This is a genomic window from Caldovatus sediminis (assembly GCF_014644455.1).
Lineage (GTDB): Bacteria > Pseudomonadota > Alphaproteobacteria > Acetobacterales > Acetobacteraceae > Caldovatus > Caldovatus sediminis.
On sequence record NZ_BMKS01000006.1, the window covers coordinates 1 to 25,600 of the forward strand.

27 protein-coding genes and 1 pseudogene are annotated in these 25,600 nt (G+C 76.5%); 14 read left to right on the plus strand and 14 right to left on the minus strand.

Annotated elements, in window-relative coordinates:
- Positions 1 to 25 precede the first annotated feature (25 nt).
- The 5 genes from IEX99_RS11145 to IEX99_RS11165 all read right to left on the minus strand — a co-directional run bounded on the left by IEX99_RS11145 (position 26) and on the right by IEX99_RS11165 (position 3,090).
- Positions 26 to 253: a hypothetical protein gene (locus tag IEX99_RS11145; RefSeq protein ID WP_188900201.1), complete on the minus strand. Its 228-nt coding sequence runs from the start codon at positions 251 to 253 to the stop codon at positions 26 to 28.
- A gap of 218 nt (positions 254 to 471) precedes the next feature.
- Positions 472 to 690 (minus strand): helix-turn-helix domain-containing protein, encoded by a 219-nt coding sequence (locus IEX99_RS11150; protein ID WP_188900203.1) that lies wholly within the window; start codon positions 688 to 690, stop codon positions 472 to 474.
- Positions 674 to 907, minus strand: a complete 234-nt coding sequence (locus tag IEX99_RS11155) for a helix-turn-helix domain-containing protein (RefSeq protein WP_188900205.1) — start codon at positions 905 to 907, stop codon at positions 674 to 676. Before IEX99_RS11155 ends, IEX99_RS11150 begins: the two co-directional genes overlap by 17 nt.
- Positions 908 to 1,411: 504 nt before the next feature.
- Complete coding sequence (locus IEX99_RS11160) at positions 1,412 to 1,717, minus strand: helix-turn-helix domain-containing protein (RefSeq protein ID WP_188900207.1); 306 nt, start codon at positions 1,715 to 1,717, stop codon at positions 1,412 to 1,414.
- Positions 1,718 to 1,779: 62 nt separating this feature from the next.
- Positions 1,780 to 3,090 (minus strand): tyrosine-type recombinase/integrase, encoded by a 1,311-nt coding sequence (locus IEX99_RS11165; protein ID WP_188900209.1) that lies wholly within the window; start codon positions 3,088 to 3,090, stop codon positions 1,780 to 1,782.
- A 328-nt stretch (positions 3,091 to 3,418) separates the two neighbouring features.
- Here IEX99_RS11165 and IEX99_RS22500 point away from each other — a divergent pair.
- The 4 genes and pseudogenes from IEX99_RS22500 to IEX99_RS11180 form a co-directional block, all read left to right on the plus strand.
- A pseudogene (locus IEX99_RS22500) lies at positions 3,419 to 3,626 on the plus strand (IS3-like element ISMtsp5 family transposase); the annotation flags it as partial.
- 174 nt (positions 3,627 to 3,800) lie between these two features.
- Positions 3,801 to 4,874 (plus strand): LLM class flavin-dependent oxidoreductase, encoded by a 1,074-nt coding sequence (locus IEX99_RS11170; RefSeq protein ID WP_188900211.1) that lies wholly within the window; start codon positions 3,801 to 3,803, stop codon positions 4,872 to 4,874.
- Positions 4,875 to 4,968: 94 nt separating this feature from the next.
- The gene (locus IEX99_RS11175; RefSeq protein WP_188900213.1) at positions 4,969 to 5,937 is read left to right on the plus strand and encodes a Bug family tripartite tricarboxylate transporter substrate binding protein; all 969 of its coding nucleotides are present in this window, start codon (positions 4,969 to 4,971) and stop codon (positions 5,935 to 5,937) included.
- A 202-nt stretch (positions 5,938 to 6,139) separates the two neighbouring features.
- A complete protein-coding gene (locus tag IEX99_RS11180) occupies positions 6,140 to 6,439 on the plus strand; it encodes a hypothetical protein (RefSeq protein WP_188900216.1) in 300 nt (99 codons plus the stop codon).
- Between the two features lie 19 nt (positions 6,440 to 6,458).
- Here the strand turns inward: IEX99_RS11180 and IEX99_RS11185 are convergent, their stop codons facing one another.
- Genes IEX99_RS11185 through IEX99_RS11195 form a run of 3 tightly spaced genes read right to left on the minus strand, consistent with a single transcriptional unit; the run spans position 6,459 to position 9,268 of the window.
- Positions 6,459 to 7,889 (minus strand): ferric reductase-like transmembrane domain-containing protein, encoded by a 1,431-nt coding sequence (locus IEX99_RS11185; RefSeq protein ID WP_188900218.1) that lies wholly within the window; start codon positions 7,887 to 7,889, stop codon positions 6,459 to 6,461.
- A complete protein-coding gene (gene trxC, locus IEX99_RS11190) occupies positions 7,886 to 8,368 on the minus strand; it encodes a thioredoxin TrxC (protein ID WP_188900220.1) in 483 nt (160 codons plus the stop codon). The genes IEX99_RS11185 and trxC overlap by 4 nt, the downstream gene beginning before the upstream one ends.
- Positions 8,369 to 8,380: 12 nt before the next feature.
- Positions 8,381 to 9,268, minus strand: a complete 888-nt coding sequence (locus tag IEX99_RS11195; protein WP_188900222.1) for an MBL fold metallo-hydrolase — start codon at positions 9,266 to 9,268, stop codon at positions 8,381 to 8,383.
- Between the two features lie 85 nt (positions 9,269 to 9,353).
- Here IEX99_RS11195 and IEX99_RS11200 point away from each other — a divergent pair, with 85 nt between their 5' ends.
- The 6 genes from IEX99_RS11200 to IEX99_RS11225 all read left to right on the plus strand — a co-directional run bounded on the left by IEX99_RS11200 (position 9,354) and on the right by IEX99_RS11225 (position 14,479).
- Positions 9,354 to 9,695: an ArsR/SmtB family transcription factor gene (locus IEX99_RS11200; protein ID WP_188900224.1), complete on the plus strand. Its 342-nt coding sequence runs from the start codon at positions 9,354 to 9,356 to the stop codon at positions 9,693 to 9,695.
- Positions 9,696 to 9,737: 42 nt separating this feature from the next.
- Positions 9,738 to 10,274, plus strand: a complete 537-nt coding sequence (locus tag IEX99_RS11205; RefSeq protein ID WP_188900226.1) for a rhodanese family protein — start codon at positions 9,738 to 9,740, stop codon at positions 10,272 to 10,274.
- Between the two features lie 193 nt (positions 10,275 to 10,467).
- Positions 10,468 to 11,256, plus strand: coding sequence for a sulfite exporter TauE/SafE family protein (locus IEX99_RS11210; protein ID WP_188900228.1), 789 nt, complete (start codon positions 10,468 to 10,470; stop codon positions 11,254 to 11,256).
- Positions 11,257 to 11,557: 301 nt separating this feature from the next.
- Complete coding sequence (locus IEX99_RS11215) at positions 11,558 to 12,829, plus strand: alpha-hydroxy acid oxidase (RefSeq protein WP_188900230.1); 1,272 nt, start codon at positions 11,558 to 11,560, stop codon at positions 12,827 to 12,829.
- 9 nt (positions 12,830 to 12,838) lie between these two features.
- Positions 12,839 to 13,612 (plus strand): SDR family NAD(P)-dependent oxidoreductase, encoded by a 774-nt coding sequence (locus IEX99_RS11220; protein ID WP_188900232.1) that lies wholly within the window; start codon positions 12,839 to 12,841, stop codon positions 13,610 to 13,612.
- Between the two features lie 42 nt (positions 13,613 to 13,654).
- Complete coding sequence (locus tag IEX99_RS11225) at positions 13,655 to 14,479, plus strand: TauD/TfdA dioxygenase family protein (RefSeq protein ID WP_188900234.1); 825 nt, start codon at positions 13,655 to 13,657, stop codon at positions 14,477 to 14,479.
- 120 nt (positions 14,480 to 14,599) lie between these two features.
- Here the strand turns inward: IEX99_RS11225 and IEX99_RS11230 are convergent, their stop codons facing one another.
- The 3 genes from IEX99_RS11230 to IEX99_RS11240 all read right to left on the minus strand — a co-directional run bounded on the left by IEX99_RS11230 (position 14,600) and on the right by IEX99_RS11240 (position 16,222).
- Positions 14,600 to 15,022, minus strand: coding sequence for a hypothetical protein (locus tag IEX99_RS11230; protein WP_188900236.1), 423 nt, complete (start codon positions 15,020 to 15,022; stop codon positions 14,600 to 14,602).
- Between the two features lie 64 nt (positions 15,023 to 15,086).
- Positions 15,087 to 15,431, minus strand: coding sequence for a hypothetical protein (locus IEX99_RS11235; RefSeq protein ID WP_188900238.1), 345 nt, complete (start codon positions 15,429 to 15,431; stop codon positions 15,087 to 15,089).
- Entirely contained in the window at positions 15,428 to 16,222 is a 795-nt protein-coding gene (locus tag IEX99_RS11240) for a glycosyltransferase family 2 protein (RefSeq protein WP_229677960.1), read from the minus strand. Before IEX99_RS11240 ends, IEX99_RS11235 begins: the two co-directional genes overlap by 4 nt.
- Positions 16,223 to 16,422: 200 nt before the next feature.
- On the opposite strand from IEX99_RS11240, the gene IEX99_RS11245 reads away from it, so the two are divergent.
- Together IEX99_RS11245 and IEX99_RS11250 are read left to right on the plus strand one after the other, a co-directional pair.
- The gene (locus tag IEX99_RS11245) at positions 16,423 to 17,802 is read left to right on the plus strand and encodes an NAD(P)/FAD-dependent oxidoreductase (RefSeq protein ID WP_188900241.1); all 1,380 of its coding nucleotides are present in this window, start codon (positions 16,423 to 16,425) and stop codon (positions 17,800 to 17,802) included.
- 382 nt (positions 17,803 to 18,184) lie between these two features.
- Positions 18,185 to 18,475: an ACT domain-containing protein gene (locus IEX99_RS11250; protein ID WP_188900243.1), complete on the plus strand. Its 291-nt coding sequence runs from the start codon at positions 18,185 to 18,187 to the stop codon at positions 18,473 to 18,475.
- A 176-nt stretch (positions 18,476 to 18,651) separates the two neighbouring features.
- Here IEX99_RS11250 and IEX99_RS11255 read toward each other — a convergent pair whose 3' ends face one another.
- The 3 genes from IEX99_RS11255 to IEX99_RS11265 form a co-directional block, all read right to left on the minus strand.
- Positions 18,652 to 20,106 (minus strand): sulfatase-like hydrolase/transferase, encoded by a 1,455-nt coding sequence (locus IEX99_RS11255; protein ID WP_188900245.1) that lies wholly within the window; start codon positions 20,104 to 20,106, stop codon positions 18,652 to 18,654.
- A gap of 373 nt (positions 20,107 to 20,479) precedes the next feature.
- Positions 20,480 to 21,763, minus strand: a complete 1,284-nt coding sequence (locus IEX99_RS11260; protein ID WP_188900246.1) for a capsule biosynthesis protein — start codon at positions 21,761 to 21,763, stop codon at positions 20,480 to 20,482.
- On the minus strand, positions 21,760 to 23,877 hold the full coding sequence (locus IEX99_RS11265) for a capsular polysaccharide export protein, LipB/KpsS family (protein ID WP_188900248.1): 2,118 nt from the start codon (positions 23,875 to 23,877) through the stop codon (positions 21,760 to 21,762). Before IEX99_RS11265 ends, IEX99_RS11260 begins: the two co-directional genes overlap by 4 nt.
- A 461-nt stretch (positions 23,878 to 24,338) precedes the next feature.
- Between IEX99_RS11265 and IEX99_RS11270 the strand changes: the two genes are divergently transcribed.
- Together IEX99_RS11270 and IEX99_RS11275 are read left to right on the plus strand one after the other, a co-directional pair.
- Positions 24,339 to 24,749, plus strand: a complete 411-nt coding sequence (locus IEX99_RS11270; RefSeq protein WP_188900250.1) for a DVU3141 family protein — start codon at positions 24,339 to 24,341, stop codon at positions 24,747 to 24,749.
- Between the two features lie 20 nt (positions 24,750 to 24,769).
- Positions 24,770 to 25,597 (plus strand): ABC transporter permease, encoded by an 828-nt coding sequence (locus tag IEX99_RS11275; RefSeq protein ID WP_188900252.1) that lies wholly within the window; start codon positions 24,770 to 24,772, stop codon positions 25,595 to 25,597.
- Positions 25,598 to 25,600: the final 3 nt, after the last annotated feature.

Consider the following 25,600-nt stretch of genomic DNA (forward strand, 5'->3'; position numbering starts at 1 on the left):
CGCGGCGGCGGCAGTCATGCTCGCGTCACGCATCGCGGCCGCCCTCCCCGCGCTGCGGCGCCTCGGCGAAGAGCAGCACGTGCGAGTGATCGCCCGGCTCGCCGTCGCGCTTCGGCAGGATCAGCACCCGCACGCCGCCGAGCCGGCCGGCGAGATATTCGATCCCGCGCCCGCTGACGCGGCGCCAGAGTTTCGCGGCGGGCAGCATCGCACCGCCGCTGCGGGAGGGGGTGGTGGGGGTTATGGGGTCCATTCGTCGGGTCCTTGAAGAAGGACCCGATGGACGCGGGCTGCGCGCGGCACTAAAGTGCGGCTCTTCCTAGTCGCCGCCATGTGTTGCGCCGCCGCCGGCCCCCGCCCATCGGGGCCGGCGGTTTCACATCGCGAGCGCGGCCAGCCGCAGCGCGGCGAGCAGCGCGAGCAGGATCAGCGACGCGGCCAGCGGGCCGAGCGCGAGCAGGCGGGCGCGCATCAGGCGCCCTCCCGCTCGGGCGCGGCGTCGCCCCCGTCGAGCAGCGCGCGCAGCGCCTCGGCCGGGATCAGCGTGGCCCGGCCGACGCGGACCAGGCGCAGCTTGCCGGCGCGGGCAAGGCGATAGAGCGTCGCCCGGCTCAGCCCAGAGACGCGCTCCGCGGCGCGGACGCGGTAGGCGAGCGGCGCCAGGCCGGCGCCATCAGGCGGCGCGGCCATGCGGCGCCTCCGCCCGCTCCGTCCCGCCGCGCGTGCCGGCCTCGATCCAGCGTCGCAAGGCATCGCTGGGATAGCGCCAGCGGCCGCCGATCCGGCAGACCGGCGGGCCGTCGCCGGCGAGCCGCAGGCGCCGCAAGGTCTCGGGATGAACGCCGAGCCGCCGCGCCACCTCGGCGGGCGGAAGCAGCGCCTCGATAGGATCGTTGGACGATGACATGGATCCCCTTCGCTCGAAGGGGCGGCCGGAGCGCCGGGAGGTCGCACCCTCGCTTCGTCGGGAAACGTGACTTCGTGCGAAAAGCGCTCTAAAACCTCTTCGGCGGTCCGACCGCCATTTACCTAGCCAGCCTGGCCCCTCGGTGTTGCAGCACCGGGGGGCTTCTTTCGAAGAAGCCCCCTTCGGGGGTTTTCGGCCGCGCCGTCGCACCGTGCGACGACGTGCCCCAAGCAGGCGAATTCTGCACGCCCTCTGCACTCAACACAACATACAATGAAGGCAACGCCGCGCGATCCCGCAGAAAACCTGGCGTTCGCGCGGGAGTTCGGCGAGGCTGAAGCGCGGCCAGCCGCTACGCGGGGGTGCGGAGCCCCCACGAAAGGCATCGAACGCGCCACCGAGTCGCGACACGGCTGCGCAACACCGCGCGCGCAGGCAGAAACCGCGCCGCTTGTCAACCTCGAACGACACGGCCGCGCTGGCGCGGCCAGCATCGCGCCGGCGCTACGGCGCGGCGGCCAGCGCCCGGCGCACCGCCTCGGGCTCGCGCGCGATCACCGCAAGCAGCACGCGCGCCGTGCGGTCCGGCCGCCGCCGCCCCTGCTCCCACGCCTGCACCGCCGTCACGTCGAGCCCGAAGCGCCGCGCGAAGGCCGCCTGGGAAAGCCCGAGCGCATGGCGCAGCGTCGCCACGTCCACCGCCTCCGGCACCCGCGCCTCATACTCGCGCAGCGGCGGCGCCAGCTCGCCGCGCAGATGCGCCGCCGCCTCGCGCAGCCCCTCGACCAGCGCCCTACCGCGCCGGGTCATCCCGCCGGAGCGCGGCGCGGACTTCGGCAATGCCCGCCCGGATCGCTTCAAGGCCGGCGCCCTCACGCCGCCCCCGGCCGCGCCGCCGGCAACGCCACCACCTCCGCCGGCGCGCGCGTGCAGAACGCCCCCCAAGCCTCCATCAGCGCCCGCCGCCGCTCCAGCAGGTCGGAGCGCGCATAGGCCGCCTCGGCCTTGTCCTTGATCGCGTGCGCCAAGGCGCGTTCCACCACCTCGCGCCCCTCCGGCCGCGTCTCGCCCGCCCAGTCGCGGAAGGTCGAGCGGAAGCCGTGCGCCACCGCCGCCCGCCCCTCGGCGTCGCGCCAGCGCGGCGGCTCGCCCTCGGCCAGCCCGTCGCGGCACATGCCCCGGACCAGCATCGAAAGCGCCATGTCCGACAACGGCCGGCCCGCGCGCCCGCCGGGGAACACCAAGGCGTCCGGCCCCGCCGCCAGCGGGCGCACCGCTTCCAGCACCGCGAGCGCCGCCGTGGACAACGGCACCCGATGCGCCCGTCCGGCCTTCATCCGCGCCGCCGGCACGGTCCACACCCGCGCCGCAAGGTCCACCTCGCGCCAGGTCATGCCGCGCACCTCGCCGGTGCGCGCGGCCGTCAGGATCGCGAAGCGCAGCGCCAGCGCCGCCACCCCCTCGCGCGCCCCCAGCGCCGCCATGAAGGCCGGCATGTCCCGCCAGGGCAGCGCCGGGTGGTGGCGCACCGGCTTCGCCTTGCGCGGCGGCGGCAACAGCGCATCGAGATGCCCCTTCCAGCGCGCCGGGTTCGCGCCCGCGCGCCAGCCCTTCGCCGTCGCCGCGTCAAGCACCGCCTCGATGCGCTGGCGCAGCCGCGATGCCGTCTCCGGCGCCCGCTGCCACACCGGGCGCAGCACCCGCAGCACCGCGTCGGTATCCACCTCGGCCACCGGCAGGTCGCCGAGCACGGGATAGGCGTAGGCGGCGAGCGTCGCCGACCACTGCGCGGCGTGCTTGGTGTTGCGCCAGCCCGGGCGCTTCGCCGCGATCAGCGCCTCGGCGGCGGCGCGGAAGGTCCGCCGCTCGGCCTCGGCGCGCGCCCGTTCGGCCGCCTCGGCCTCGGCCCGCGCCCGCCGCTCGGCCTCGCGCGCGGCCAGCGGGTCGCGCCCGGCCTGCCGCGCCGCCTGCGCGCGCGCCCGGGCCTCGGCGAGCGGCACCCCGGGGAAGGTCCCAAGCCCCATGTCGCGCCGCCGCCCGTCCGGGGCGCGGTAGCGCAGCACCCATTGCGCCTTCCCGGGGCCGCGCACCCAGAGATGCAGCCCGCCCCCGACCGAGAAGCGGCACGGCGCGCCGCGCACGAACACCGCCCGCACCTCGGTTGCCGTCGCCGTCCGCCGCATCGCGCCCTCCGCTCCGCCGTGGTTGGGGGCGGGCGGGGTCGGGCTTTTCCCCTGCCGCCCGCCGTGGTGGGACCGACCGCCCGCCGTGGTGGGACCGACCGCCCGCCGTGGTGGGACCGACCGCCGCGCCCTTCTCCGCCGCAGGGGATCAGCGCCCCCCACCCGGCCCGATCCCACCGCCGATCCCACCATAAACGCCGCGCTGGCCTGACACAATGTGCGACGGCCGGAGACGACGAATCGCGGCAAGGCCAGGAAAAAGGCCGCGTTCGGCGCGGCGGTGGGAACGGCCCGAGCCGGCCGGAGACGCCCTCTTGGCGGACACTCCCTCCGCCATGGCGTGCGCCGCCATTTCGGCGGCTTTGCCCGGGGCGTCGCGCGGGGCCTCTCCGCCCGCCACGACCACGGGAGCCAATACATGGCCGACGATTTCCGGAAGGAGACCGCTTGGTCCCGGGCTCGGAAGTTCCCCTGCCTTCGTCCGCGCGCCGGCGGGCAGCCGCAAGAAGAACCTGTTGCGGCTGCGCAGCTTCGACCTGCCGCGGTCAGGGACGAGCAGCTTCAACCCGCGGCGCTGGCCGCATGGGCTTCAACCCGGTATCCTGGAAATTGAGGCGGTACAGCGGCGCGGCGCACAACTCCCGGCCGTTTCCAGTCGTCCGCGATCTGCTCTAGGCTGCCCGCAACAATGCGTCGCGGAGGACCGGTCCATGGAATTCGGCGTGCTGTTCACCTCGCACCCCAACCCGGCCGAGGAGCCCTACCCCCACCGCGCCGTCCACGCCCGCACCACCGCCGAGATCGAAGAGGCGGAGCAGTTCGGCTACGACACCGCCTGGGTCGCCGAGCACCACTTCTCCACCCAGTACGGCATCCTGCCCGACTGCTTCGCCTACCTCGCCTACCTCGCCGCCCGCACCAGCCGCATCGGGCTCGGCGCCGCGGTGATCACGCTGCCGCTCAACGATCCGATCCGCACCGCGGAGAACGCCGCCTTCGTGGACATCCTCTCGAACGGGCGGATGCGGCTCGGCATCGGCTCCGGCTACCGGCCCTACGAGTTCGAGGGGCTGGGCAAGGACTTCGAGGCGCGGCGCGAGATGGTGGCCGAGGCCGTGCCGCTGATGCGCGAGGCCTTCCTGCGCCGGCGCTGGAACCATCAGGGCCGATTCTACCGCGGCCGGGTCGAGGCGCCCTACGAGATGCTCCCGGTGCCGGTGCAGGAGCCGCACCCGCCGCTCTACATGGCCGGCGGCACGGAGCGCTCGATCGCCTATGCCGGCCGGAACGGCTTCGGGCTGATGCTCTCCACCCTGCCCGGCGCCGAGACGCTGGCGCGCCAGATCGCGATCTACCGCCAGGGCCTCGCCGAGGCGCCGGCGGAGCTGCGCCGCAACCCCGCCGCCGGCCAGGTGGACGTCGCCCGCTACGTCTACGTCGCCGACACCGACGCCGAGGCGCGCGCCGACACCGAGGAGGCGATCATCCGCCACATCGCGCATTTCGGCGGCAGCGGCACGGCGGGCTACCTCGGCACGGTGTCGGAGAAGGGCCAGTCGCTGAACTACGACGACCTGCTCGCCACCACGCTGCTGCACGGCTCGGCGGAGACGGTGATCGCCAAGCTGCGGGCGCTGGAGGCGAAGACCGGCCTGACCAGCCTGCTGCTGCACTATCCGCCCTACTACGGTGCGGCGAAGATCCGCCGCAGCCTGCAGCTCTTCGCCGAGCGGGTCATGCCGGCGTTCCGGCCCCCGCGCGGCGCCGTGGCCGCCGCCGATTAGCGCCCGTCCGTCCCCGCGCCGCCCCGGACCGCCCGGGCCGGCGCGGCGCCAGCATGACGCCACAAGTCCGATGTCAAGCCTGGGAGGAAACCGCATGACCATCACCCGCCGCGCCCTTGGCGCAGCGTCGCTGCTGGGCGGGCTCGCCGCTTCCGCCCGCGGGCGGGCGGCGGCCTGGCCCGATCGCCCCGTCCGGCTGGTCAGCCCCTTCGCGCCCGGCGGCCCGCAGGACGTGCCGGGCCGCTTCTTCGCGGAGGTCCTGACGTCCAGGCTCGGCCAGCCCGTGGTCTACGACAGCCGGGCGGGCGCGGGGGGCCTGGTGGGCACGCAATACGTCGCGCAGGCGACCGACGGCCACACCTTCCTCATCACCTCCACCGCCATTGCGACCCTGCCGGCGCTGCGCCGCGATCTGGGCTTCGACCCCTTCACCGATCTCCTGCCGGTGACGCTGGTGATGCAGTCGCCCTTCACCATCGTCGTGCGCGCCAACGGCCCTGCGAGCTTCGCGGAGCTCCTCGCCCGCGCGCGAGAGGCTCCGGGCCGCCTCACCTACGGCACTTCGGGGGTCGGTTCCTCGACCCACCTCGTCGGCGCGATGCTGCTGCAGCGGGCCGGGGTGGAGATGACGCACGTCCCCTATCGCGGGGCGCAGCTCAACATGACCGCGCTGCTGGCCGGCGACACCGATTGCTTCCTCGGCGACGTCTCCGTCCCGCTGCCACACATCCGCGCCGGCACCGCGCGCTGCATCGCAGTGACGACCGAGACGCGGGCGCCGCTGCTGCCGGACGTGCCGACGGTGGCGGAGGTGGTGCCCGGCTTCGCCGCGACGCTCTGGTACGGGTTGTTCGCCGCGAAATCCGCGCCGGCCGAGGCGATCCGGCGCGTCCTGAGCGAGCTCGCGCCGCTCCGCGCCCCGGACAGCGAGCTCCGCCGCCGCTTGTCGGAGACCGGCGCGGAGCTGCTGCTGACCGGGCCGGAGCCGCTGGCGGAACGCCTGCGGACCGAGATCCCGCAATGGCGCGCGGTGGTAGCGGCGGCCGGACTGCGGGTCGAGTAGCCACGGCAAGCCGAGTTGCGCGGCGAGCGGATGCGCGCGCCAGGGCGTGCTTGGCCGGCCGAGCCGGGGGCGCGGCACCTGCCGGCCGTCCCCGGCGCCCTGGGACAGGTCGGCCGGCGTGGCGGCGGAGCACCGAGCGATGGAACGATGGCCTGACGGACGATCCGACGGGGATCCCACACACCCTGCCCAGGGACGGGGCGTGACGGCGCGCGCGACGGGCGCCGTCGCCGCCCTCGGCCTGCACCTCCTGCTCCTGGCGCCGCCGGTCGCGGCGCAGACCGGCGGGGCCGCCGCCGGGGACGCCGCGGCCGGCGAGGCCGCCTACGCCCGCGCCTGCGCGCGCTGCCACGCCGACCCGCGCGCCATCGGCGGACGGGCGGCGCGACTGGACGACCCGGCGCGGCGCGCGGCGCTGGATCGCTTCCTCGCCCGCCACCACGCGCCCGACGCCGCGACGCGCGCCGCGATCGTCGCCTGGCTGGCCGAGGCCGCGCGCTGAGGCCTCGCCCCGGCCGCGATCACGCGCCGCGCAGCGCGAAGGCGAGGACGCCGAGCGCGACCGCGCCGAGCATGAGCAGGAAGGCGCGCCGCAGCCGGCGCCCCTCGCGGTCGCCGGGGGCGCCGTAGTCGAAGCGCTCGTAGCGGATCCGCCCGGCCGGCACGCCGAGCCGCTCGAGCGCGCCCGCCGCCGCCTCCATCATCGGCACCGGGCCGCAGAGCAGCGCCAGGGTCCGGCGCGGGTCGAGGCCGCGGAGCAGCTCGGCCAGCGCCGCCTCGGACACCGGGCCCACCCCGCCGGTCCAGCCGGGCGGCGCCGGTGCGTCCACCAGATGCGTCGCCACGAGGTCGAGCCTGCCGCGCATGGCCGCGATCTCCTCGCGGAACACCTGCTGTTCGGGCCTGCGCGTCGCGACCAGGACGCGCACCGGGCGTGCCTCGCCGCGCGCGGCGAGGTGGCGCAGGATGCCGATGATCGGCGCGATGCCGACCCCGCCGGCGACCAGCAGCAGCGACTCCGCCCTGCGCCCGGCCACCGTCAGCGCGCCGTGCGGCCCGTCGAGCGCCGCCGGCGTGCCGGGGGCGAGCGCGCCGATGCGGCGCGTCATGTCGCCGGCCTCCTGGATCACGAGGCGCAGCAGCGGCCATTCCTCGGGCGCCGAGGCGATCGAGAAGGGGTTGTCGGAGACCGGATGGCGCCGGCCGAACACCACCCAGACGAACTGCCCCGCCGCGAAGCGGAAGGGGGCGCCGGCGTGCTGGCGGAGCGTCACCTCCCACAGCCCGGGGGCGAGGGACCGCACCGCCTCCACCCGCCAGTCCTGGCGCGCGGCGCGCCAGGCGCGCAGCACCCAGACCTCGAGGAGGGAGGCCGCCGCGACCGCCACCAGCGCCAGCCCGACCGCGCCGACGACGGGGTGCGCGCGCAGATAGGTGCCGTGCCGCAGCGCATGGTCCACCAGCAGCAGCGCCGCGAGCGCGGCGAGCGCGCCGTGTCCCGCCCGCCAGAGATGGTAGCGGAAGGCCAGCCGCTCGCGGCCGAGGGCGAGGCCGATCAGCGCCAGCAGCGCGGCCAGGGCGAGCGTGCCGCTGAGCAGCCCCGGCGCGGTCGCCATCCGCCCGAGCCGCGCCAGCGCCGCGCCCGGATCCTCCGCCCCCGCCGCGGCGAGGGCGAGGAGGTGCAGCAGGGCCACCAGCCCCACCGCGATGCCGGCGAGGCGATGGAACCCCATCGTCACGTCGAGCCCGACGCGCCCCGCGATCGCCTCGAACCGCCCGGAGGTGAGGAACTGCAGCAGCAGCATCGCCCCGGCGGCGAGCCCGGCGGCGCTGCCGAGCTCGGCCCAGGCGTCGAGCGGCTCCGGCCCGAAGGCCGCGGCGGCGGCGAGCACCGCCAGCGCCGCGGCGGGGTAGAGCGCCGCCAGCAGCGGCCCGGGCAGTCCGCGCCTCACGCCGCGCCGGTGCGGCGGTCCGCGGCGGCGCCGGCCGCGGGCGGCGCGACCCGGCTGGCCCAGGCGACGATGCGGTTCGCCGGCATCGCGCCCGCCTGCCGCGCCACCTCCTGCCCGCCGGCGAAGAGGGAGAGGGTCGGGATGCTGCTGATGCCGAGTTCGGCGGCGAGGGCGGGGGCCTCCTCGGTGGAGACCTTGACCAGCCGCATGCGCGGCTCCAGCGCGCGCGCCGCCGCCTCGAACTCCGGCGCCATGGCGCGGCACGGGCCGCACCAGGACGCCCAGAAGTCGACCAGCAGCGGGATGCCGCTATGGCGCAGGTGCCGGCGGAAGCGCTCCTCGGAGAGCGCCAGCGGGCGCCCCTCGAACAGCGGCGCGTGGCAGTGGCCGCAGCGCGGCCCCTCGCCGAGCCGCGCCTCCGGCACCCGGTTCAGGCCGTCGCAGCGCGGGCAGACGATCTGGACGGTTCCGTTGGCCATCGGCTCCTCCCCTCACCGGATCGCGGCGGCCGCGCCGCCCTTGGCCCTCACCGGGATGCGGAGGTAGCGCACGCCGTTCTCCTCCGCCTCCGGGAAGCGCCCGGCGCGGATGTTGACCTGGATCGAGGGCAGCAGCAGCAGCGGTGCCGCAAGCGTGCGGTCGCGCTCGGTGCGGAAGCGCACGAACTCCTCCTCGGTCACGCCGTCCCTGACGTGCGGGTTGTGCGCGCGCTGCTCGGCCACCGTGCTCTGCCAGGCGTAGTGGTCGCGCCCCGGCGCCTTGTAGTCGTGGCACATCCAGAGCCGCGTCTCCGGCGGCAGGGCGAGCAGCCGGCGGATCGAGCGGTAGAGCGTGCGCGCGTCGCCGCCGGGGAAGTCCGCCCGCGCCGTGCCGTAGTCGTGCATGAACAGCGTGTCGCCGACGAAGACGTCGTCGCCGATCCTGTAGGCGACGTCGGCCGGGGTGTGGCCCGGCACGTGCAGCACCTCGACCTCGAGCCGGCCGAGCGGGAAGCGCTCGCCGTCGCGGAACAGCCGGTCGAAGTCGCCGCCCTCGGGCTTGAGGTCGCGCGCGTCGAAGACGGGGCGGAAGATCCGCTGCACGTCCTTGATGTGCTCGCCGATGCCGATCGGGGCGCCGGTGCGGGCCTTGATGTAGGGGGCGGCGGTCAGGTGGTCGGCATGGGCGTGGGTCTCCAGCACCCAGCGGATGGCGACGCCCTCCTCGGCGGCGGCGGCGAGGATGCGGTCGGCGAAGGCGGTGTCGGCCTCGCCGGAGCGGTGGTCGTAGTCGAGCACCGGGTCAATGACGGCGCCCTCCCTGGTCGCCGGGTCCCAGACCAGGTAGCTCACCGTGTTGGTGGGCTCGTCGAAGAAGGCGCGGATGACGGGCTTGTCCATGGGGTCCTCCGATGCCCCGGGGCGGGGCTTGACGGCAATATAAGACAACGCTTATTTAGCGCAAGCTTATGGAGCGGACGGACGGATGTCGGCGGCAGCGGCATTGGCCTGGCAGGGCCTGGACGGGCTGGAGGAGAAGGCGGCGGAGGCGGCGCGGTTGCTTCGCCTCCTCGCCAACGAGAACCGCCTGCTGGTGCTCTGCCACCTCGTCGCCGACGGCGAGATGAGCGTCGGCGCGCTGGCGGAGGCGCTCGGCCTCTCCCAGCCGGCGCTGTCGCAGCACCTCGCCCGGCTGCGCGAGGACGGTCTGGTGGCGACGCGGAAGGAGGCGCAGACGGTGTTCTACCGGCTCGCCGACCCCAAGGCGGCGCGCCTCCTCGCCGTGCTGCGCGACCTCTACTGCTGCCCGCCCGATTCCGCCGGCTGAGCCCCGCGACCGCGAACCGAACCGAGGACAGGACCCCGACCCATGCTCAAGACCATCTCTCCCGCCGAGGCCGCCCGCCTGCTGCGCGAGGAGGGCGCCACCCTGGTGGATGTGCGCGAGCCCGACGAGCACGCCCGCCAGCGCATCCCGGGCGCGCGCAACCTGCCGCTCTCGCAGCTCGAGGAGGCGGAGCTCGCCGTGCACCAGGGCAGGCCGGTGCTGTTCCACTGCCGCTCCGGCGCCCGCACCGAGGGCAATGCCGAGCGCCTCGCCGCCAAGGCCGGGCCGGGCTGCCAGGCCTACATCGTCGAGGGCGGGCTGGAGGCGTGGCGGCAGGCCGGGCTGCCGGTCGCCGAGGACCGCCGCCAGCCGATCGAGGTGATCCGCCAGGTGCAGATCGTGGCGGGCTCGATGGTGCTGCTCGGCGTCCTGCTCGGCGCCCTGGTCTCGCCCTGGCTCTACGGGCTCTCGGCCTTCGTCGGCGCCGGGCTGGTCTTCGCCGGCGTCACCGGGACCTGCGGCATGGCGTCGCTGCTGCGGCGGATGCCGTGGAACCGGCCCCGTCCCGCCACGGCCTGACCCCCGCGCGCGGCGGGCCCGGCCCGCCCTCCCGATCGCCGCGGCCGTCCCTCGCGCCTGAGGGGCGGGCCGGCCGCGGCGCGACCCGCGCGGCCCGCCCGGGACAGGGGGGCCGCGAGACCCCGCGTTGTCGCCACCACCCCCGACGCCGCCGCGGCCGACGCCCGGCGCGGCGGCGAGGAAGGCACGTGCCATGCTGACGCTCTCGTTCCTCCAGACCCTGCTCGGCGGCGCCTCCGGCTCGCTGGTCGGATTCTCGCTCGGCCTCGTCGGCGGCGGCGGGTCCATCCTCGCCGTGCCGCTGCTCGTCTATCTGGTCGGCGTGCCGGTGCCGCACCTCGCCATCGGCACCAGCGCCGTCGCCGTCGCGGCCAACGCCGCGGCGAGCCTCGCCGGGCACGCCCGCGCCGGCCATGTGCGCTGGCCCTGCGCGCTCGTCTTCGCCGGCGCCGGCGTGCTGGGCGCCTTCGCCGGGGCGCAGCTCGGCAAGCGGGTGGACGGCCAGGCGCTGCTCGCCGCCTTCGCGGTGATGATGCTCGTCGTCGCCGCGCTGATGCTGCGCCGGCGCGAGCCGGGGGAGGAGCGCAAGGTCCGGCTGAACCGCGCCAACGCCCCGGCGCTCGTCGGCACCGGGCTCGGCGTCGGGGCGCTCTCCGGCTTCTTCGGCATCGGCGGCGGCTTCCTGATCGTGCCGGGGCTGATCCTGGCGACCGGCATGCCGATGCTGCAGGCGGTCGGCACCTCGCTCGTCGCGGTCACCGCCTTCGGCCTGACGACCGCCGCGAGCTACGCCTGGGCGGGGCTGGTGGACTGGACGCTGGCCGCGGTCTTCATCGGCGGCGGTGTCGTCGGCAGCCTGCTCGGCGCCCGCGCGGCGCGCCATCTGGCGCGGCGCCGCGGCGCCCTGGCGCGGGTGCTGGCGGGGCTGATCATCGGCGTCGCGGCCTACATGCTGGCGCGCAGCCTCGGCCTGATCGGCTGAGCCGCGCGCCCGCGCGCGGGGGGAGGCCCGCGCCATCGCCAGCGCCTTCCCCGGCTTCGGCGCCTCGGGCTTCTCGCGCGGGAAGGCATGCCCCTCGCCGGGGAGCAGCGCCGGCCCGGGGCGGCCGCGAGCGCCTCCCCGGCCGCCTCGCCTCTCCGCCATCGCCGCCTCCCGCGTCCCGCCGGAAGGGCCATGCGCGACCCGCCGGCCCCCCTTGGCGGCGGCGGCGCGCGCGGGCAGGGTGCGCAGGATGCCCCGGCGGCGCTCGGCGCCCCGGCGCGAGACAGGGGAAACGCCCGAGATGAGCGCGAGCAGCGGAACCTTGGACCAGGCGCGGAGCGGATCGCCGGCGGCGGCCGGCGCGCCGCGCCCGACCTTCGCCGCCGCCCGCCCGAAGCCGGCCGTCCCGCGCCACCTGCGCCGCTTCCTCGCGCTGCACGACTTCGAGGACGCGGCGCGTCGCCACCTGCCCCGCATGCTCCACGGCTTCGTCGCCGGCGGCGTCGAGACCGACTGGACGCTGCGCGAGAACCGCGCCGCCTTCGGCGACTGGGCCTTCGTCCCGCGCGTGCTGGTGGACACCTCCGGCCGCAGCACCGCGGCCACGCTGTTCGGGCGCGCGTACGCCGCGCCCTTCGGCATCGCGCCGATGGGCGCCTCCGCCCTGATCGCCTACCGCGGCGACCTGGTGCTGGCGCAGGCCGCGGCGGCGGCGAACATCCCGATGATCATGAGCGCCTCCTCCCTGATCCCGCTGGAGGAGGTGCGGCGCAACGGCCCCAACACCTGGTACCAGGCCTACCTCCCCGGCGAGGCCGCGCGCATCGAGCCGCTGGTGGACCGCGTCGCCGCCGCGGGCTTCGACACCTTCGTCCTGACCGTGGACGTCCCGGTCGCCGCCAACCGCGAGAACAACATCCGCAACGGCTACGCGATCCCGCTCAAGCCCAATCTCCGCCTCGCCTGGGAGGGGATCACGCATCCCCGCTGGCTCCTCGGCACCCTGCTGCGGACCATCGCGAGGCACGGCATGCCGCATTTCGAGAACATGGACGCCGGGCGCGGCCCGCCGATCGTCTCGCGCACCCTGATGCGCGCCTTCGGCGAGCGCGACCGGCTGAACTGGCAGCACCTCGAGCTGATCCGCCGCCGCTGGAAGGGCAGGCTCGTGGTGAAGGGCGTGCTGGCCGCGGCCGACGCGAGGATCGCGCGCGAGAGCGGCTGCGACGGCGTCATCGTCTCCAACCACGGCGGGCGGCAGCTCGACGGCGCCATCCCCTCGCTGCGCGCGCTGCCGGAGGTGGCGGCCGAGGCGGGCGGCATGACGGTGATGCTCGACAGCGGCGTCCGCCGCGGCACCGACGTGCTGAAGGCGCTCGCCCTCGGCGCGCAGTTCGTCTTCGTCGGGCGGCCGTTCCTCTGCGCCGCCGCGCTCGGCGGCGAGGAGGGCGTGGTGCACGCGATCCGCCTGCTCGCCGAGGAGGTGAACCGCGACATGGCGCTGCTCGGCATCAACCGCCTGTCCGAGCTGGGACCGGCGCTGATCCGCCGCGTGCGCGGCGGCGGGGGCTGAGGGCGCGCCATGCGCCGCTCCCCCTTCGACCTGACCGGCAAGGTGGCGCTCGTCACCGGCGGCAACGGCGGCATCGGCTTCGGCATGGCGCGGGCGCTGGCCGAGGCGGGGGCCGACGTCGCGATCTGGGGCACCAGCGCCGCGAAGAACGTCGCGGCGCGCGAGGCGCTGGCGCGCGCCGGCCGCCGCGTCCTCGCCCTCGAATGCGACGTCGGCGAGGAGGCGGCGGTCGAGGCCGCCTTCGCCGAGACGCTGCGCGTCCTCGGCCGGGTGGACGCCTGCTTCGCCAACGCCGGCACCTATGGCGGCCGCCGCACGCCCTTCGCCGAGATGTCCGCGGAGGAGTGGCGGCGCGTGCTGCGGGTCAACCTCGACGGCGCCTTCTACACCCTGCGCGCCGCGGCGCGGCACATGACGGCGCGCGGCGGCGGCGGCGCGCTGGTCGGCACCGCCTCGCTCGCCGCGATCGAGGGCGCGCCGCGCAACGAGCACTACGCCGCGACCAAGGGCGGGCTGATCTCGATGATCCGCGGCCTCGCCGTGGAACTGGCGCGGCACGGCATCCGCGCCAACGCCATCCTGCCCGGCTGGATCGAGACGGAGATGACCGCCGGCGCCATCGCCGATCCGAAGTTCAGCGCCGCCGTGCTGCCGCGCATCCCGATGCGGCGCTGGGGCACCGGCGCCGATTTCGGCGGCATCGCGGTCTATCTCGCGAGCGACGCCTCCGCCTACCACACCGGCGACAGCTTCGTCATCGACGGGGGCTACGCGCTGTTCTGACGATACCGGGCGCCTCGCGCACCGTCAGGGGACCGACGACGCATGTCCGACGCCGTCCTGCCGACCTTCCGCCCGCTCACGCCGGTGCTCGGCGCCGAGGTGATCGGGCTCGACCTCTCCCGCCCCATCGGGCCCGCGGTGCGGGAGGCGCTGCGCGAGGCCTTCCGCCGCCACCTGCTGCTGCTGATCCGCGGCCAGGAGGGGGTGACGACCGAGCAGCAGACCCGCTTCGCCGGGATCTTCGGCCGCGTGGAGCTGCGCGAGAAGAACCGCGTCCGCAACGCGGAGGCGGGCGCCCAGCACGTCTCCAACGTCCGCCCCGACGGGGTGTTCGGCCTCGGCGAGCTCGATTTCCACTGCGACCAGCTGTTCCAGCCGGAGCCGCTCTCCGCGCTGATCCTCTACGCGATCGAGGTCCCCGAGACCGGCGGCGACACGCGCTTCGTCAACACCGTCGCCGCGCATGCTCGCATGCCGGAAGCGCTGCGCACGCGCATCGCCACCCTCGCCTGCCGCCACGCCTACACCTTCGCCGGCGCGCTGGCGCAGGACTGGAACGTGGACGACGCGGCGGTGCAGCCCCTCTCCGCCGTGCATCCCATGATCTGGCGCGGGCCCGGCGGCGACGAGCCGGGCGCGATCTGGGTCAACAAGCTGACCACGGTGGAAGTGCTCGGCCTGCCGCCGGAGGAGGGCCGGGCCCTGATCGCCGAGGTGCGCCGCCACCTCTACGACGGGGACCTCGCCTACACCCACCGCTGGCGGCCGGGCGACCTGGTGCTGTGGGACAACCGTCGCCTGCAGCACGCGCGCACGCCCTTCGACCCGGCAGCGCGGCGGACGCTGCGGCGCAGCCCGATCCTCTGACCGGAGCCGGCGCGCGCCGGTTCAGGCCGGTGGCGGCGTTGCCGGCCGCGCTACCGCCCCGCGGAGGCCGGGCGCGAGGCCACCGCTCGCCCGGCTCCGCGCAGGGGCGGCGGGCCGCGATCAGGCCGACTGCTGGACGATCGCGCTCTCCAGCCCGCGCACCCACTCGTTGTAGAGCGGATGCGCCTCGGCGCCGCCGTAGAGCAGGTTGGCGCTGGAATCGATGTGGCGGAATGAGAAGCCGTGCAGGTCGTAGCGGATCTCCAGCGCGATCATGCGCCGGCCGTCGGACCGGCGGGCGACGATCGGGCCGCCGCGGCGCGGCTCGGAGGTCGTCCAGCCCTGCGTCGCGGCCGCGGTCAGGATGATGCGCCGGCGCTCCGCCAGGCCGCCGCGGCCGTCGCTGAGGAATGGGGTGCCGCTGACCGTGTGCACCGGCTGCTGGCGGCACGCCATGAGCGCGCCGCCGCCGAGCAGGGCGGCGGCGAGTGGCGCCGCGGAGCGGAGCAGGCCGCGGCGGTCGGCGGTGGCGTGGCTCGTCATCGGCGTGCGTTCCCCCGCCCGCGTTGTCCCTGGTGCTGCGGCGGCTGCCGTCGTCGCGGGCGGATCAGACCGGCGGCTGCGCCACGATGTCGTTGGCGAGGTTCTGCACCCAGCTGTTGTAGTTCCGGTGGATGCTCGCGCCGTCGTAGAGCAGGTTGCGGCTGTCGGCGTAGCGGATCGAGAAGCGCTGCGCGTCGTAGGGGATGTCCACCACCGCCAGGTGGTCGCGCAGGACCAGCGTGCCGCGGATCAGCCCGGGACGGATCTCCTGCATCTGCCAGCCGCGGCCGGCGCCGGCGCGCCGGATCTGGTTGGCCCGCTGGGCGAGGGTGCGGGCGCAGGCGGCGAGCCCGACCGCGCCGCCGCCGAGGCCCGCCATGGTCCGAAGCAACGGGCGGCGTCCCGTCATCGCGTCTCCGTCTCCGTCCGTCCGCGGTCGCGGCGCCGGCGGCCTTCCCGCCGCGCCCCGGCGAGGCTGCGCAGGAGGCCGGCGGGGTCCATCCCCCGCGCCAGCAGCCTGCCCGCCACCATCATCACGATCCGCGCGATGTCCGCAACGGGTCTGAAATGGCTCGGGCGTCGCGACGAGGCCGGGCCGTAGAGGGCCGGGATGTCCTCCGCCACGACGCGGCATCCGGCGCGCGCCGCGTCGATCAGGATCGCGCTCTCGAAGGCGAAGCGCCGGCCGTCCCGCCGTGCGTAGCGTTCGAGGCCGGCGAGCGCCGCCGCGGGATAGACGCGGAAGCCGCACTGGCTGTCGGGGATCGCCTGCCCCGCCGCCCAGGAGATCCAGAAATCCGCCACCCGGTTGGCCCGGCGCCGCGCCGCCGGCTGCCCGCCCGCGCGCGCCGCCGCCCGGCGCGAGCCGATCACCAGGCAGCCCGGCCGCGCCCGCGCCGCCGCGACCAGGCGGGGCAGGTCCTCGGGCCGGTGCTGCCCGTCGCCGTCGAGGGTCGCGACCAGTCCGGCGCCGAGCGCCAGCGCCCGTGCCATGCCGTGCCGCAGCGCCGCGCCCTTGCCCTGGTTGGGGGCGAGGCGCAGCACCTCGGTCGCGCCCGCCGCCTCGGCCAGCGCCGCCGTGCCGTCGGTCGAGCCGTCGTCCACCACGAGCACCGGCGCCCCGGGCAGGGCGGTGCGGGCGCGGCGGACGACGTCGCCGATCGTCGCCGCCTCCTGGTAGGCGGGGATCACGACCGCCACGCGCACCCGCTCCGGTGCCGCTCGGGCGCCGCCGGTCGCGGAAGGCATGTGGGCGGTGGGGCCGACTATGGTATTGCCTCGGATGCAGGGATCGGGGATCGGGGGCCGACGGCACCCGGCGCGTCGGGCGCGGCGCTCGCGCGGCGGAGGGGGCCGGAGCCCGACGCTAGCCCGGATCGCCGCCCGCAGATAGGCTTGTGATGGCACCACCGCTCGACGACACCCGCCGTCCCGACGCTGCCCCGGCCCCGCGCGCCGCGCCCGAGGCGGAGGCGGCCTGCGACGTGCTCGTCATCGGCGGCGGGCCGGCGGGCTCGACCGCGGCCGCGATCCTGGCGGAGCGCGGGCGCAGGGTCGTGCTGCTCGAGAAGGACCGCCATCCGCGCTTCCACATCGGCGAGTCGCTGCTGCCGCTCAACCTCCGCCTGTTCGACCGCCTCGGCGTGCGCGACCGGGTGGCGGCGATCGGCGTGTACAAGCCCGGCGCGCGCTTCGTCTCCGATTCGCACGGCGGCAAGCACGTGGAGTTCGCCTTCGCCAACGGGCCCAACCCCGACTACCCCTACGCCTACCAGGTGCGCCGCAGCGAGTTCGACGCGCTGCTGTTCCGCCGCGCGCGCGAGGCCGGCGCGCAGGCCGAGGAGGGCGTGCGGGTGATGGACGTGACGCTCGGCCCGCGCGGCGCCGGCCACCGCGTCGTCGCGCGCGACGAGGCGGGGCGGGAGCGGCGCTGGCGGGCGCGCTTCCTGATCGACGCCTCCGGCCGCGACACCTTCCTCGCCGGCCGGATGCAGGCGAAGCAACGCTACCCGCACCACCACTCCGCCGCGCTCTACGGCCATTTCCGCGGCGTCGCGCCGTTCGGCGGCGCGGCGGAGGAGGACGGCAACATCACCATCCACCTCTTCGACGAGGGCTGGATCTGGATGATCCCGCTGCCCGAGGGGGTGATGAGCGTCGGCCTCGTCAGCACGCCGGAGTTCTTCAAGCGCCGCAGGGGGAGCTTCGAGGAGTATCTGCTCGCGACGCTCGCCGGCATCCCCTCGGTCGCGGCGCGCATGTCGGGGGCGGAGCTGCTCTCGCCGGTCACCGCCACGGGCAACTACTCCTACCGCTCGCGGGTGATGCGCGGCGAGGGCTGGCTGATGGCGGGCGACGCCTACGCCTTCATAGACCCCGTGTTCTCCTCCGGCGTGCTGCTGGCGATGGCGAGCGCGGAGATGGGGGCGGAGGCGGCGGACGCCTGGCTCGACGACCCGGCGCGGGCGGAGCCGCTGCTGCGCGCCTTCGAGCGCAAGGTGGACCGGGCGATCCGCACCTTCGCCTGGCTGATCTTCCGCTTCCACACGCCGGTGATGCGCGACATGTTCATGGAGCCGCGCAACCGCTTCCGCATGCGCGAGGGGCTGATCGGCCTGCTCGCCGGCAACGTGCACGCCAACGTCAACCGCGAGCTCCCGGTGCTCGCCTTCAAGGCCAGCTATTACCTGCTGAACGTGCTCTACCGCCTCGGCTACCGGCATCGGGGGGAGGGGCTGGTCCGCGGGGTGGCGGCCGGGTCGGCCGGCGTCGGCCCGTAGGCGGACCCGTCCGCAGGGCGCCGGCCGCCCCTGGCGCGGCATCCCTTGCATCCTCCGGCACCGCTCCGGCACTGGCCCCGAGGCCGGGCCCGTCGCGGGCCGCCCGGTCGGATCTCCCGCCGGAGAGGCGGCGGGCATGGGCGGGACCGACGGAGGCCCGCCGTCCGCGCCGGCCGGGCGTTGCCGCGCGCGCCGTCGGCGCCGCCGCTGGATCTCCCCGTCCCGGTGCGATATAAGGTTCACATGAGTCGCCTCCGGACCTTCATCGGCACGCGAATTACCAACCCGGCCGCCTAGGCGCTCCGGCGCGGGGCGCCGCGTGGCGGCCGGTTCCCGCCGCCCGCCTGCCCCTGTCGACCGACCGATGCCCGGAGCCCTACCGATGAAGGTCCAGTTCGATCCCGCCGCGCTGGTCGCGGCCCGCTTCCTCGTCGTCGCCGAAGCCTCCCCCGGCCTCCTCTCGCGGCTGCTGCAGCCCTTCGCCAAGCGCGACCTCACCCCCGACGCGATGCGCGCGACGCGCGAGGGCGAGACCATGCGCGCCGAGATCGCGCTGCACGCCCTGGAGGCACGCCTCGTGCACCTGATCGCCGGGAACCTCGGCCAGGTGATCGGCGTGCGCGGCGTGCAGACGCTGCTCTCGGAGGCCGAGGAGGACCGGCTGGCCGCCTGAGGCGGGCGCCGGCCGCGCCGCGGCCTCCGGCGCGCGGACGGTGCGGACGAGGCCGCCGGCCGAGGCCGCGCCGGGCATCGGGAAGCCGGCGGGCCTTCGCGCTTGTCCCGCCCGCGCACCCATCCGTCCCGGCGCCGCGGACCACGGGGCGGTGCGCCCTCCGGGGCGGTGCGCGGCTACGCCTCCAGCGCCGCGCGGACCGCCTCGTGCAGCCCGGCGGGGTCGAGGTCGCGCCTCTCGCCCTTGCCGGGGCGGTCGCTGCGCCAGACCAGGTAGTCGGTGGCGAGCCCGTCGCGCGGGCGGTCCGGCAGGGCGGGCAGGTGGTCGCCGTAGACGGCGAGCACCAGGGGACGGTCCGACGCCGCCGCGGCGTCGGCGATGGCGCCGAGCATCGCATCGGCGTCGCGCAGATGGGCGAGCCAGGTGCCGAGCGGGTCCGGCCCCGGCCATGGGCCGTGCGCCTGCATGGTGATGGCGAAGAGGAAGCGCGGCGCGCCGTCGGTCCGCGCCGCCTCGATCTCGGCGACGACGCGCGCGGCGACGGCGGCGTCGGCGATGTGGCGCCCGGCCCGCGGCGCGCCCGCGAAGGCCCGCTCGTCGAGGAAGCGCTCGAAGCCGAGTGTCGGCAGGGCCCGGTGGCGGCCGAAGAAGCGCCGGTCGAAGGGGTGCAGGCAGATGGGCGCGGCGTAGCCGGCGGCGCGCAGCGCCCAGGCGAGCGAGGGCACCGTGCCGCCGCGCGCGAAGCGGAAATAGGGGTGGAAGCGGTCGAGCCCGAGCGCCGGTTCGGGCAGCCCGGTCAGCACGCCGAACTCGGCGCGCATGGTGTTGGCGCCGAAGGCCGGGGCGGCGAAGCGCCCCTGCGCCAGCGCGGCGCGGCGCAGCGCCTCCCAGCGCGGCAGCGTGCAGGCATCGGCGCCGCGCGCCGCGGCGGCGGGGAGGCGGCGCGGGTCGCAGAAGCTCTCGGCCTGGATCAGGACAAGATGGGGCGCGGCGGCCGCGTGCAGGCGCAGCGGCGGCCGCGCGGCGAGGCGGGCACGGCGCGCCGGGCGCTCGGCGCGGGCGAGGGCGCGATGCCGCGCGAGCATCGCGCTCGGCCCGAGGAGCGCCGCATCGGTTGCCGGATCCCCGGTGATCCGGACGGCCGGCGGGCGGATGACGGTCGGCCAGGCCAGGGCTGCGGCTGCGGCGGCCAGCGCGAGGCGACCGGTCTCGCCGAGCCCGGCCACGGGCGGCTCGGCCAGCCAGGCGAACGCCGGGGCGAGGAGGAGGAGCACGGCGGCGGCCGCGAGCGGCGCCGCCCCGACGAAGGGCAGGTAGAGGCCGGGATGCCGGACGACCCCGGGCAGCAGCGCGATGTCCGAGAACACCACCGGCTCGCCCAGCGTCCGCCGCTTCGCCCCGTCGGCCAGGGCGAGACCGAGGGCCAGGGCGAGGACCACCAGTCCCGCAAGCACCGGCCGGGCGGTTGCCGCCAGCAGCAGCGCCCAGAGCAGCGCCGCCGGCGCCACGTCGGCGGCGGCCCGGGCCGGAGGGTGCCGGCCGGCGACGCCGGCGACCCGGCGCACCAGCAGCCAGCCGACGAGCGGCGGCAAGGCGCCGAGCGCGAGATGGGCGAGGGCACGAACCGTCATGCGAACAGGCGGCGGCGCGCCGCGGCGCGGCTGCGCCGGCATCGCCGCGCGGCAACGGCCGCGCCGGTGCGGCGGTCGGCGCACCTTCGGGGCTGCGCCGCGGGCGGAGGTGCCGGTCTCATCGGGAGGGCGCCAGCATAGCGCCGGAGCGGCGCCCCGGCGACCGGGGCGCCCCGCCGCATCGCCGCTCGGGGGCCGCGCCCGAGGGCGCGCCGCCGCGGGCGCCGACGGGCCCATGCCGGCGCGGGCCGGTGCCGACCCGGCGACCGCGCCTCGGGCCCCGGAGGCGGAGTTCCGGTTCGCCCGGCTTCGCCGCCTGGGCGGCGGGCCGCATGCGCGGCCTCGGCATCGGGCGGTGACCGGCGCCCCGGCGTCAGGCCGCGGCGGCGACGGCCGCCGCGGCGCGGCCGTCGGCGAGCGCGAGTTCGCCGGGGCGGGCCTCGAGCCGCTGCACGGCACTCTCCACGCCGATGCGGATGCCAGCCTCGCTGAAGAAGCCGCCACGGATCAGGCAGCGGGCGATCACCACGCGGCGGAAGGCGTCCACGAGCGCGGCATCCGGCGGCCCGGCGCCGGTCCAGTAGGCATCGAGGCGGCCCTGCCAGGTCAGCCCCGGCATGTCGTAGAGCGCGTGGCCCAGCGTCGCGACCGGCTTGCCCGCGGCGAGCGCCTGCATGCCGGCGGTGCTGTTGACCGTCACGACCCCGCGCGCCCGCTCGAGCAGCGGACCGAACGGCGCCTCGCCGAGGTAGAGAACGCGGTCCTCGCGCAGGCCCGCGGCGCGCGCCGCCCGCCGCACCACGGCCCCCCAGCGCACCAGGCCGTTGTCGAGGGGATGGCCCTTCACGACCAGCCGCGCCTCCGGCGGGGCGGCACGGGCGAAGGAGCCGATCACCTCGGCGATCGCCTGCCGCACGGACTGGTAGGGCGAGTGGCGGCGGATCTGGTAGTCGCCGTCGAGCTGGAGCGGCAGGAGCCAATAGGGCAGCTCTTCCCCGAGCAGCCCGCGCATCCGCCAGGCCGAGGCGGCGCGCGCCACCGGCCGCCGCGCGCCGCGGCGCAGCCAGCCGAGATACTCGTGCAGGGGGTGCCAGGGCCGGTGGGTCCGCCAGTGGGGAAAGTCGCGCCGGCCGAGCAGTGCGGCGAAATTATACACGACATCCTCCGCCGCCCGGCGCAGGAAGCGGCCGGAGAGGTCGATCTCCGGCGGCTCGGGCGGCAGGTGGCGGGCCTGCTCGCGGATCCAGCACGGGTCGCGCGGCAGGCGGGAGTGGCCGTTGACGCCGTCGCGCTCGAGGGTGATCCAGCCGGGGCGGAGATAGCCTTCCTCGAAGACGTGCACCGCGCAGCCGAAGGCGCGGGCGATCGGGATGGCGGCCTCGTGCAGCGGGCGGCAGTCGCTGAACATCACGAGGTCGGTCACCGCGTGCTGGCGCACGATGCGGTCGAGCGCCGCCGGCCAGTCCTGCGGGCGCCCCGTGAAGTCGAGCGCGCCGGGGCGCGGCCAGAACAGCCGGTCGCCGGCGTTGAAGTTGACGCGCAGCACGGCGTGGCCGCGCCCGGCCAGCGCCTCGCCGAGTCGGGCGAAGAACGCGGTGGCGAGTCCCTGGAGGAACAGGAAGCAGCGCCTCCGGCGCTCCGGCCGCAGCTTGCTCATGCGCCCTCGGTCCAGCGGCGCAGCGCCGCCTGCGCGCGGCCCTGCCAGCGCCGCAGCCGCGCGATCAGACCCGGCCGCCACGGCGTCGGATCGGCGAGGCGGTCGAGCACCACTTCCACCGGACAGGGGAGTTCCGTCACCGGGTCCACGTAGCGCGGATACAGGATCAGGCAGGCTGCGACTAGTTCATCGATTGTTAAGTCGTACCCGTGTCGCCGGGAAGGCACGGGCGCGCGGTCCTCGGTAAGGCCCCAGCCGGCGTAGAAGGGCGTGCCCCAGCAGACGACCCGCAGGCCGCGCAACAGCGCCTCGAAGCCGGTAAGCGAGGTCAGGGTGTGCACCTCGTCCACGGCGGCGAGCAGCGCAGTCATCGGCGCGTCGCAGACCACGCGGTCGGCGAAGCGCAGGGCCTCGCGCAGCGGCACGCGGCCGCGCCGGAAGCCGGCCTCGACGTCGGGGTGCGGCTTGAACACCAGGAAGGCGTCGGGCCCGGCCGCCTCGCGCGCAGCGCGCAGCAGGTCGAGGTTGCTGCGCACGCCGCCGGGCGCGGCGCCGAGCCGTACCGAGAGGTCGTCCTCGACCTGGCCCGGGACCAGGATCCGCCGCGCGCCGGGCGGGGCGCCGAGCGCGAACGGCGCCGCCGCGGCGCCGCCGAGATTGTATTTGGTCACGCCGCGCTCGAGCAGCGCCGCGCGCAGGGCCGCGGCGCGGGTGAGCAGGGCGGGATCGAACCTCGTCCCGGCCAGCAGCCGCTCGAGCCGGCTCGGCGCGGCGGGGTCGAGGTGCAGGCCGGGCGCGGCGTCGAGCACCAGCGAGGCGCCGGGCAGGAAGCCGGCGCCGAGGCCTGCCGAGCGGATGAAGCCGTCCTCGACGTAGGCGACGCCGAGGCCGGCCGCCGCGGCGCGTTCGGACAGGCCGCGCGGGACCCGGGTGGCCCACACGGCGAGCGTGGCGCCTGCGTCGCCGCGACGCCGCGCCGCCGCGACGGCGGCGCGCACCCCGTTGCGGAACGCCGGCGTGCCGGCCTCCGAGGCGAAGGCGGCGGCGATGCGCCGGCGCTTCCAGAAGGCCATGCCGCAGCAGACCACGATGCGCCGGTTCTCCGCCTCGACGACGCGCCAGTCGGCGAGCTGGCGGAGCGCCTCGGCCAGGGTCCAGGGACGGCTGCGGAAGGGATCGGCGCAGCGCGTGGCGGCGACCAGTGCGGCGAAGAGGTCGGTCGCGTCGCGCGCCGGCCCGGGCCGGCGCGGCACCTGCGGCGCGTCCCGCGTCGCGCCCCAGCCGGCGAACGGGGCGGCGGGGTCGTGGCAGGCCACGGGCACGCCGGCGGCGAGGGCGAGCAGGCCGAGCGGATCGTCGAGCAGGTGCAGCACCGCGGCGGCATCGAGCAGCGTCCAGGGCGCGAGCGGGGCGGGGAGGCAGCCGGGCAGGGTCGGCCGCGCGGTCGGCGGCGCCCCGGGCGAGCGGACGACGCGCAGCGGCCGGCCGATCGCCAGGGCTTCGGCCGCCGCGACGCGGTGCATCGCCGCGGCGGCCGGCGCGCGGTCGGCGCGGCACGGATCCAGGACCAGCACCGCCTCACGGCGGCCGCAGCCGAGGCCCGACTCCGGGCCCGGATCGGGCAGCCCGGTCGGGCCGCCGATGCGGGCCTCGGCGAGCAGTGCCATCGCCTGCGCGGCGTCGGCGCGGAGGGCTGCCCAGGCGGCGAGGGAAGCGGCCGGCGCGCCGAGGCCCTCCGCCAGGACGAGGGCCAGGGGGTCGGCCGCGGCACCCGGCGCGGGGACGGCGAGCAGGGCGACCGGCGCGTGCCGGCGCCCGAAGCGCGGCGCCTGCCAGGGACCGGCATCGAGCAGGACGCAAGCCGGCGCCGCGCCCGTCCCGCCCCCTCGTCCGGCCCGGCCGGCGCGCCAGGGCGATGCCGCCGGCAGCAGCAGCGGCGGCAGCGGCTCGGACGGGGCCTGGCGGTGCCAGCGGCGGGCCGGCTCGATCGCCGTCGCCTCGGGAAAGAAGGCCGGCAGGTGCGGCAGCGCGCGCAGCAGCGCGGCGGGCGCCCGATAGCGGATCGGCGCCAGGGCCGCACGACCGGCGGGCGCCGAGGGCGGGCCGCTCCGCAACCGATCGGCCGGCGGTCCGGTGCGGGATGACGAAGGCACGCGCTGTGTCCCGGCTTCCCTCGGCCAGCCGCGCGGCGGACGCCGTCCCGCCGGCCAGCGGCCCCCCTGCGCTTCCCCTGGCGCTTCCGCGCCCGCCCCTCGACTCCCTCGCCCCCGGCGCTGCGCGGGTGGCGCCCGCGCACCGTCGCGGCTGCGTCAGGCGGCGTCTTGGTGCTATCTACTACGATCCGGAGGGGCGATTGTCACCGCGATCGGCCATGGCCGGGAGCCGCAACCGGAAGCTTTCGGTTCGCCGCGGATCTGCTATCGGGAATACGAAGGGGTCGGCCTGCGGCTGGCGCGGCGGGTTTCGGCCGGTCGGCGGCGAAGGGCTCCGGGGGGCAGGTTTGGACTGCGAGGGGGAGCGGATGCGACAGGCGTTGCGGCACGCCGGCGCGGGGATGCCGAGGGCGCGGCGGGCGATGCCGGTCGTCGCGCTGGCGGCGGTGCTCGCCGCCGGCGGCGGCTGCGCGGAACTGGGCGGCGGCTGGCTCGGCCTCGGCGACGGCGGCGAGGCGGCGGCGCGGCCGGCCGCGGCGGCGCCGGCCGATCCGGTGGTCGCCTTCGCGGCACAGGCGCAGCCGGGCGCCGAAGCGACAGTGGCCGACCCCGCCACCGGCCGGCCGGTGCGGGTCCGGCTGGTGCGCGCCTACGCCGCGGCGAGCGGACGGGAATGCCGCGAGGTGGCCCTGCTCGCCGCCGGCATGCCGGCGGCCGGTGGCGGTGCGCCGCGGCGCCTGGTCTGCCGCGGCGAGGGCGGGGTCTGGATCGAGGCGCGGCCGCTGCTGCGCTCGGGCGTCGCGGCGGCGCCGGGCGCCACGGCCTTCCCGTGATGCGCCGCGGGGCCGTCGGCATGCCGACCCCGGCGGAGCGGGCGGCGGGCGACGTCGTGCCGCTGAGCCGGCTCGCCGAGGCCTGGCGGGTGCAGCAGCGGGTGGTCGGCGCGCTGATCCTGCGCGAGCTGCACGTCCGCTTCGGGCGGCGCAACCTGGGCTATCTCTGGCTGTTCGCGGAGCCGCTGCTGCTCGGCCTCGCGATCTCCACGGTCCACGCGCTGAAGGACCGGGGCGCGAGCCCGAAGAGCGCGCTCTCGGTGTTCGCCTTCTTCGCGATCGGCTACTCGCTGTACTACATGTTCCGCGCCGTGGTCGGGCGCGCCGCGAGCGGCCTGGCCGGGAGCCGGCCGCTGCTCTACCACCGGATCGTCACCCCGCTCGACATGCTGTTCGCGCGCCACCTGCTGGAAGGGGCGGCCTGCGTAATCGTGGTCATCCTGATGTCCTTCGCGGTGGCGGTGGTCGAGGGCCTCGTGCCAGCCGACCCGATGAAGATGCTGGCGGCGGTGCTGCTGATGCTCTGGATGTGCCACGGCCTAGCGCTGCTGGTCGCCGCGGGGGCCGAGCGGTGGGAGGTGGTGGACCGGCTGACGCACCCGCTGATCTACCTCCAGCTCCCGATCTCCGGCGCCTTCTTCCTGGTGGACTGGCTGCCTCACGGCCTGCAGGAGCTGGCCCTCTACAATCCGACGGTGCACATCTTCGAGCTGCTGCGCGACGGGCAGTTTGGCGAGCGGATCCGCACCACCTACGACATCGCCTACGTCGCGGTGTGCTCGGTGGCGTTCCAGCTCCTCGGTCTCTGCGCGATCCGCGCGGTGCGCCCGCACATGATGATGGAATGAGCG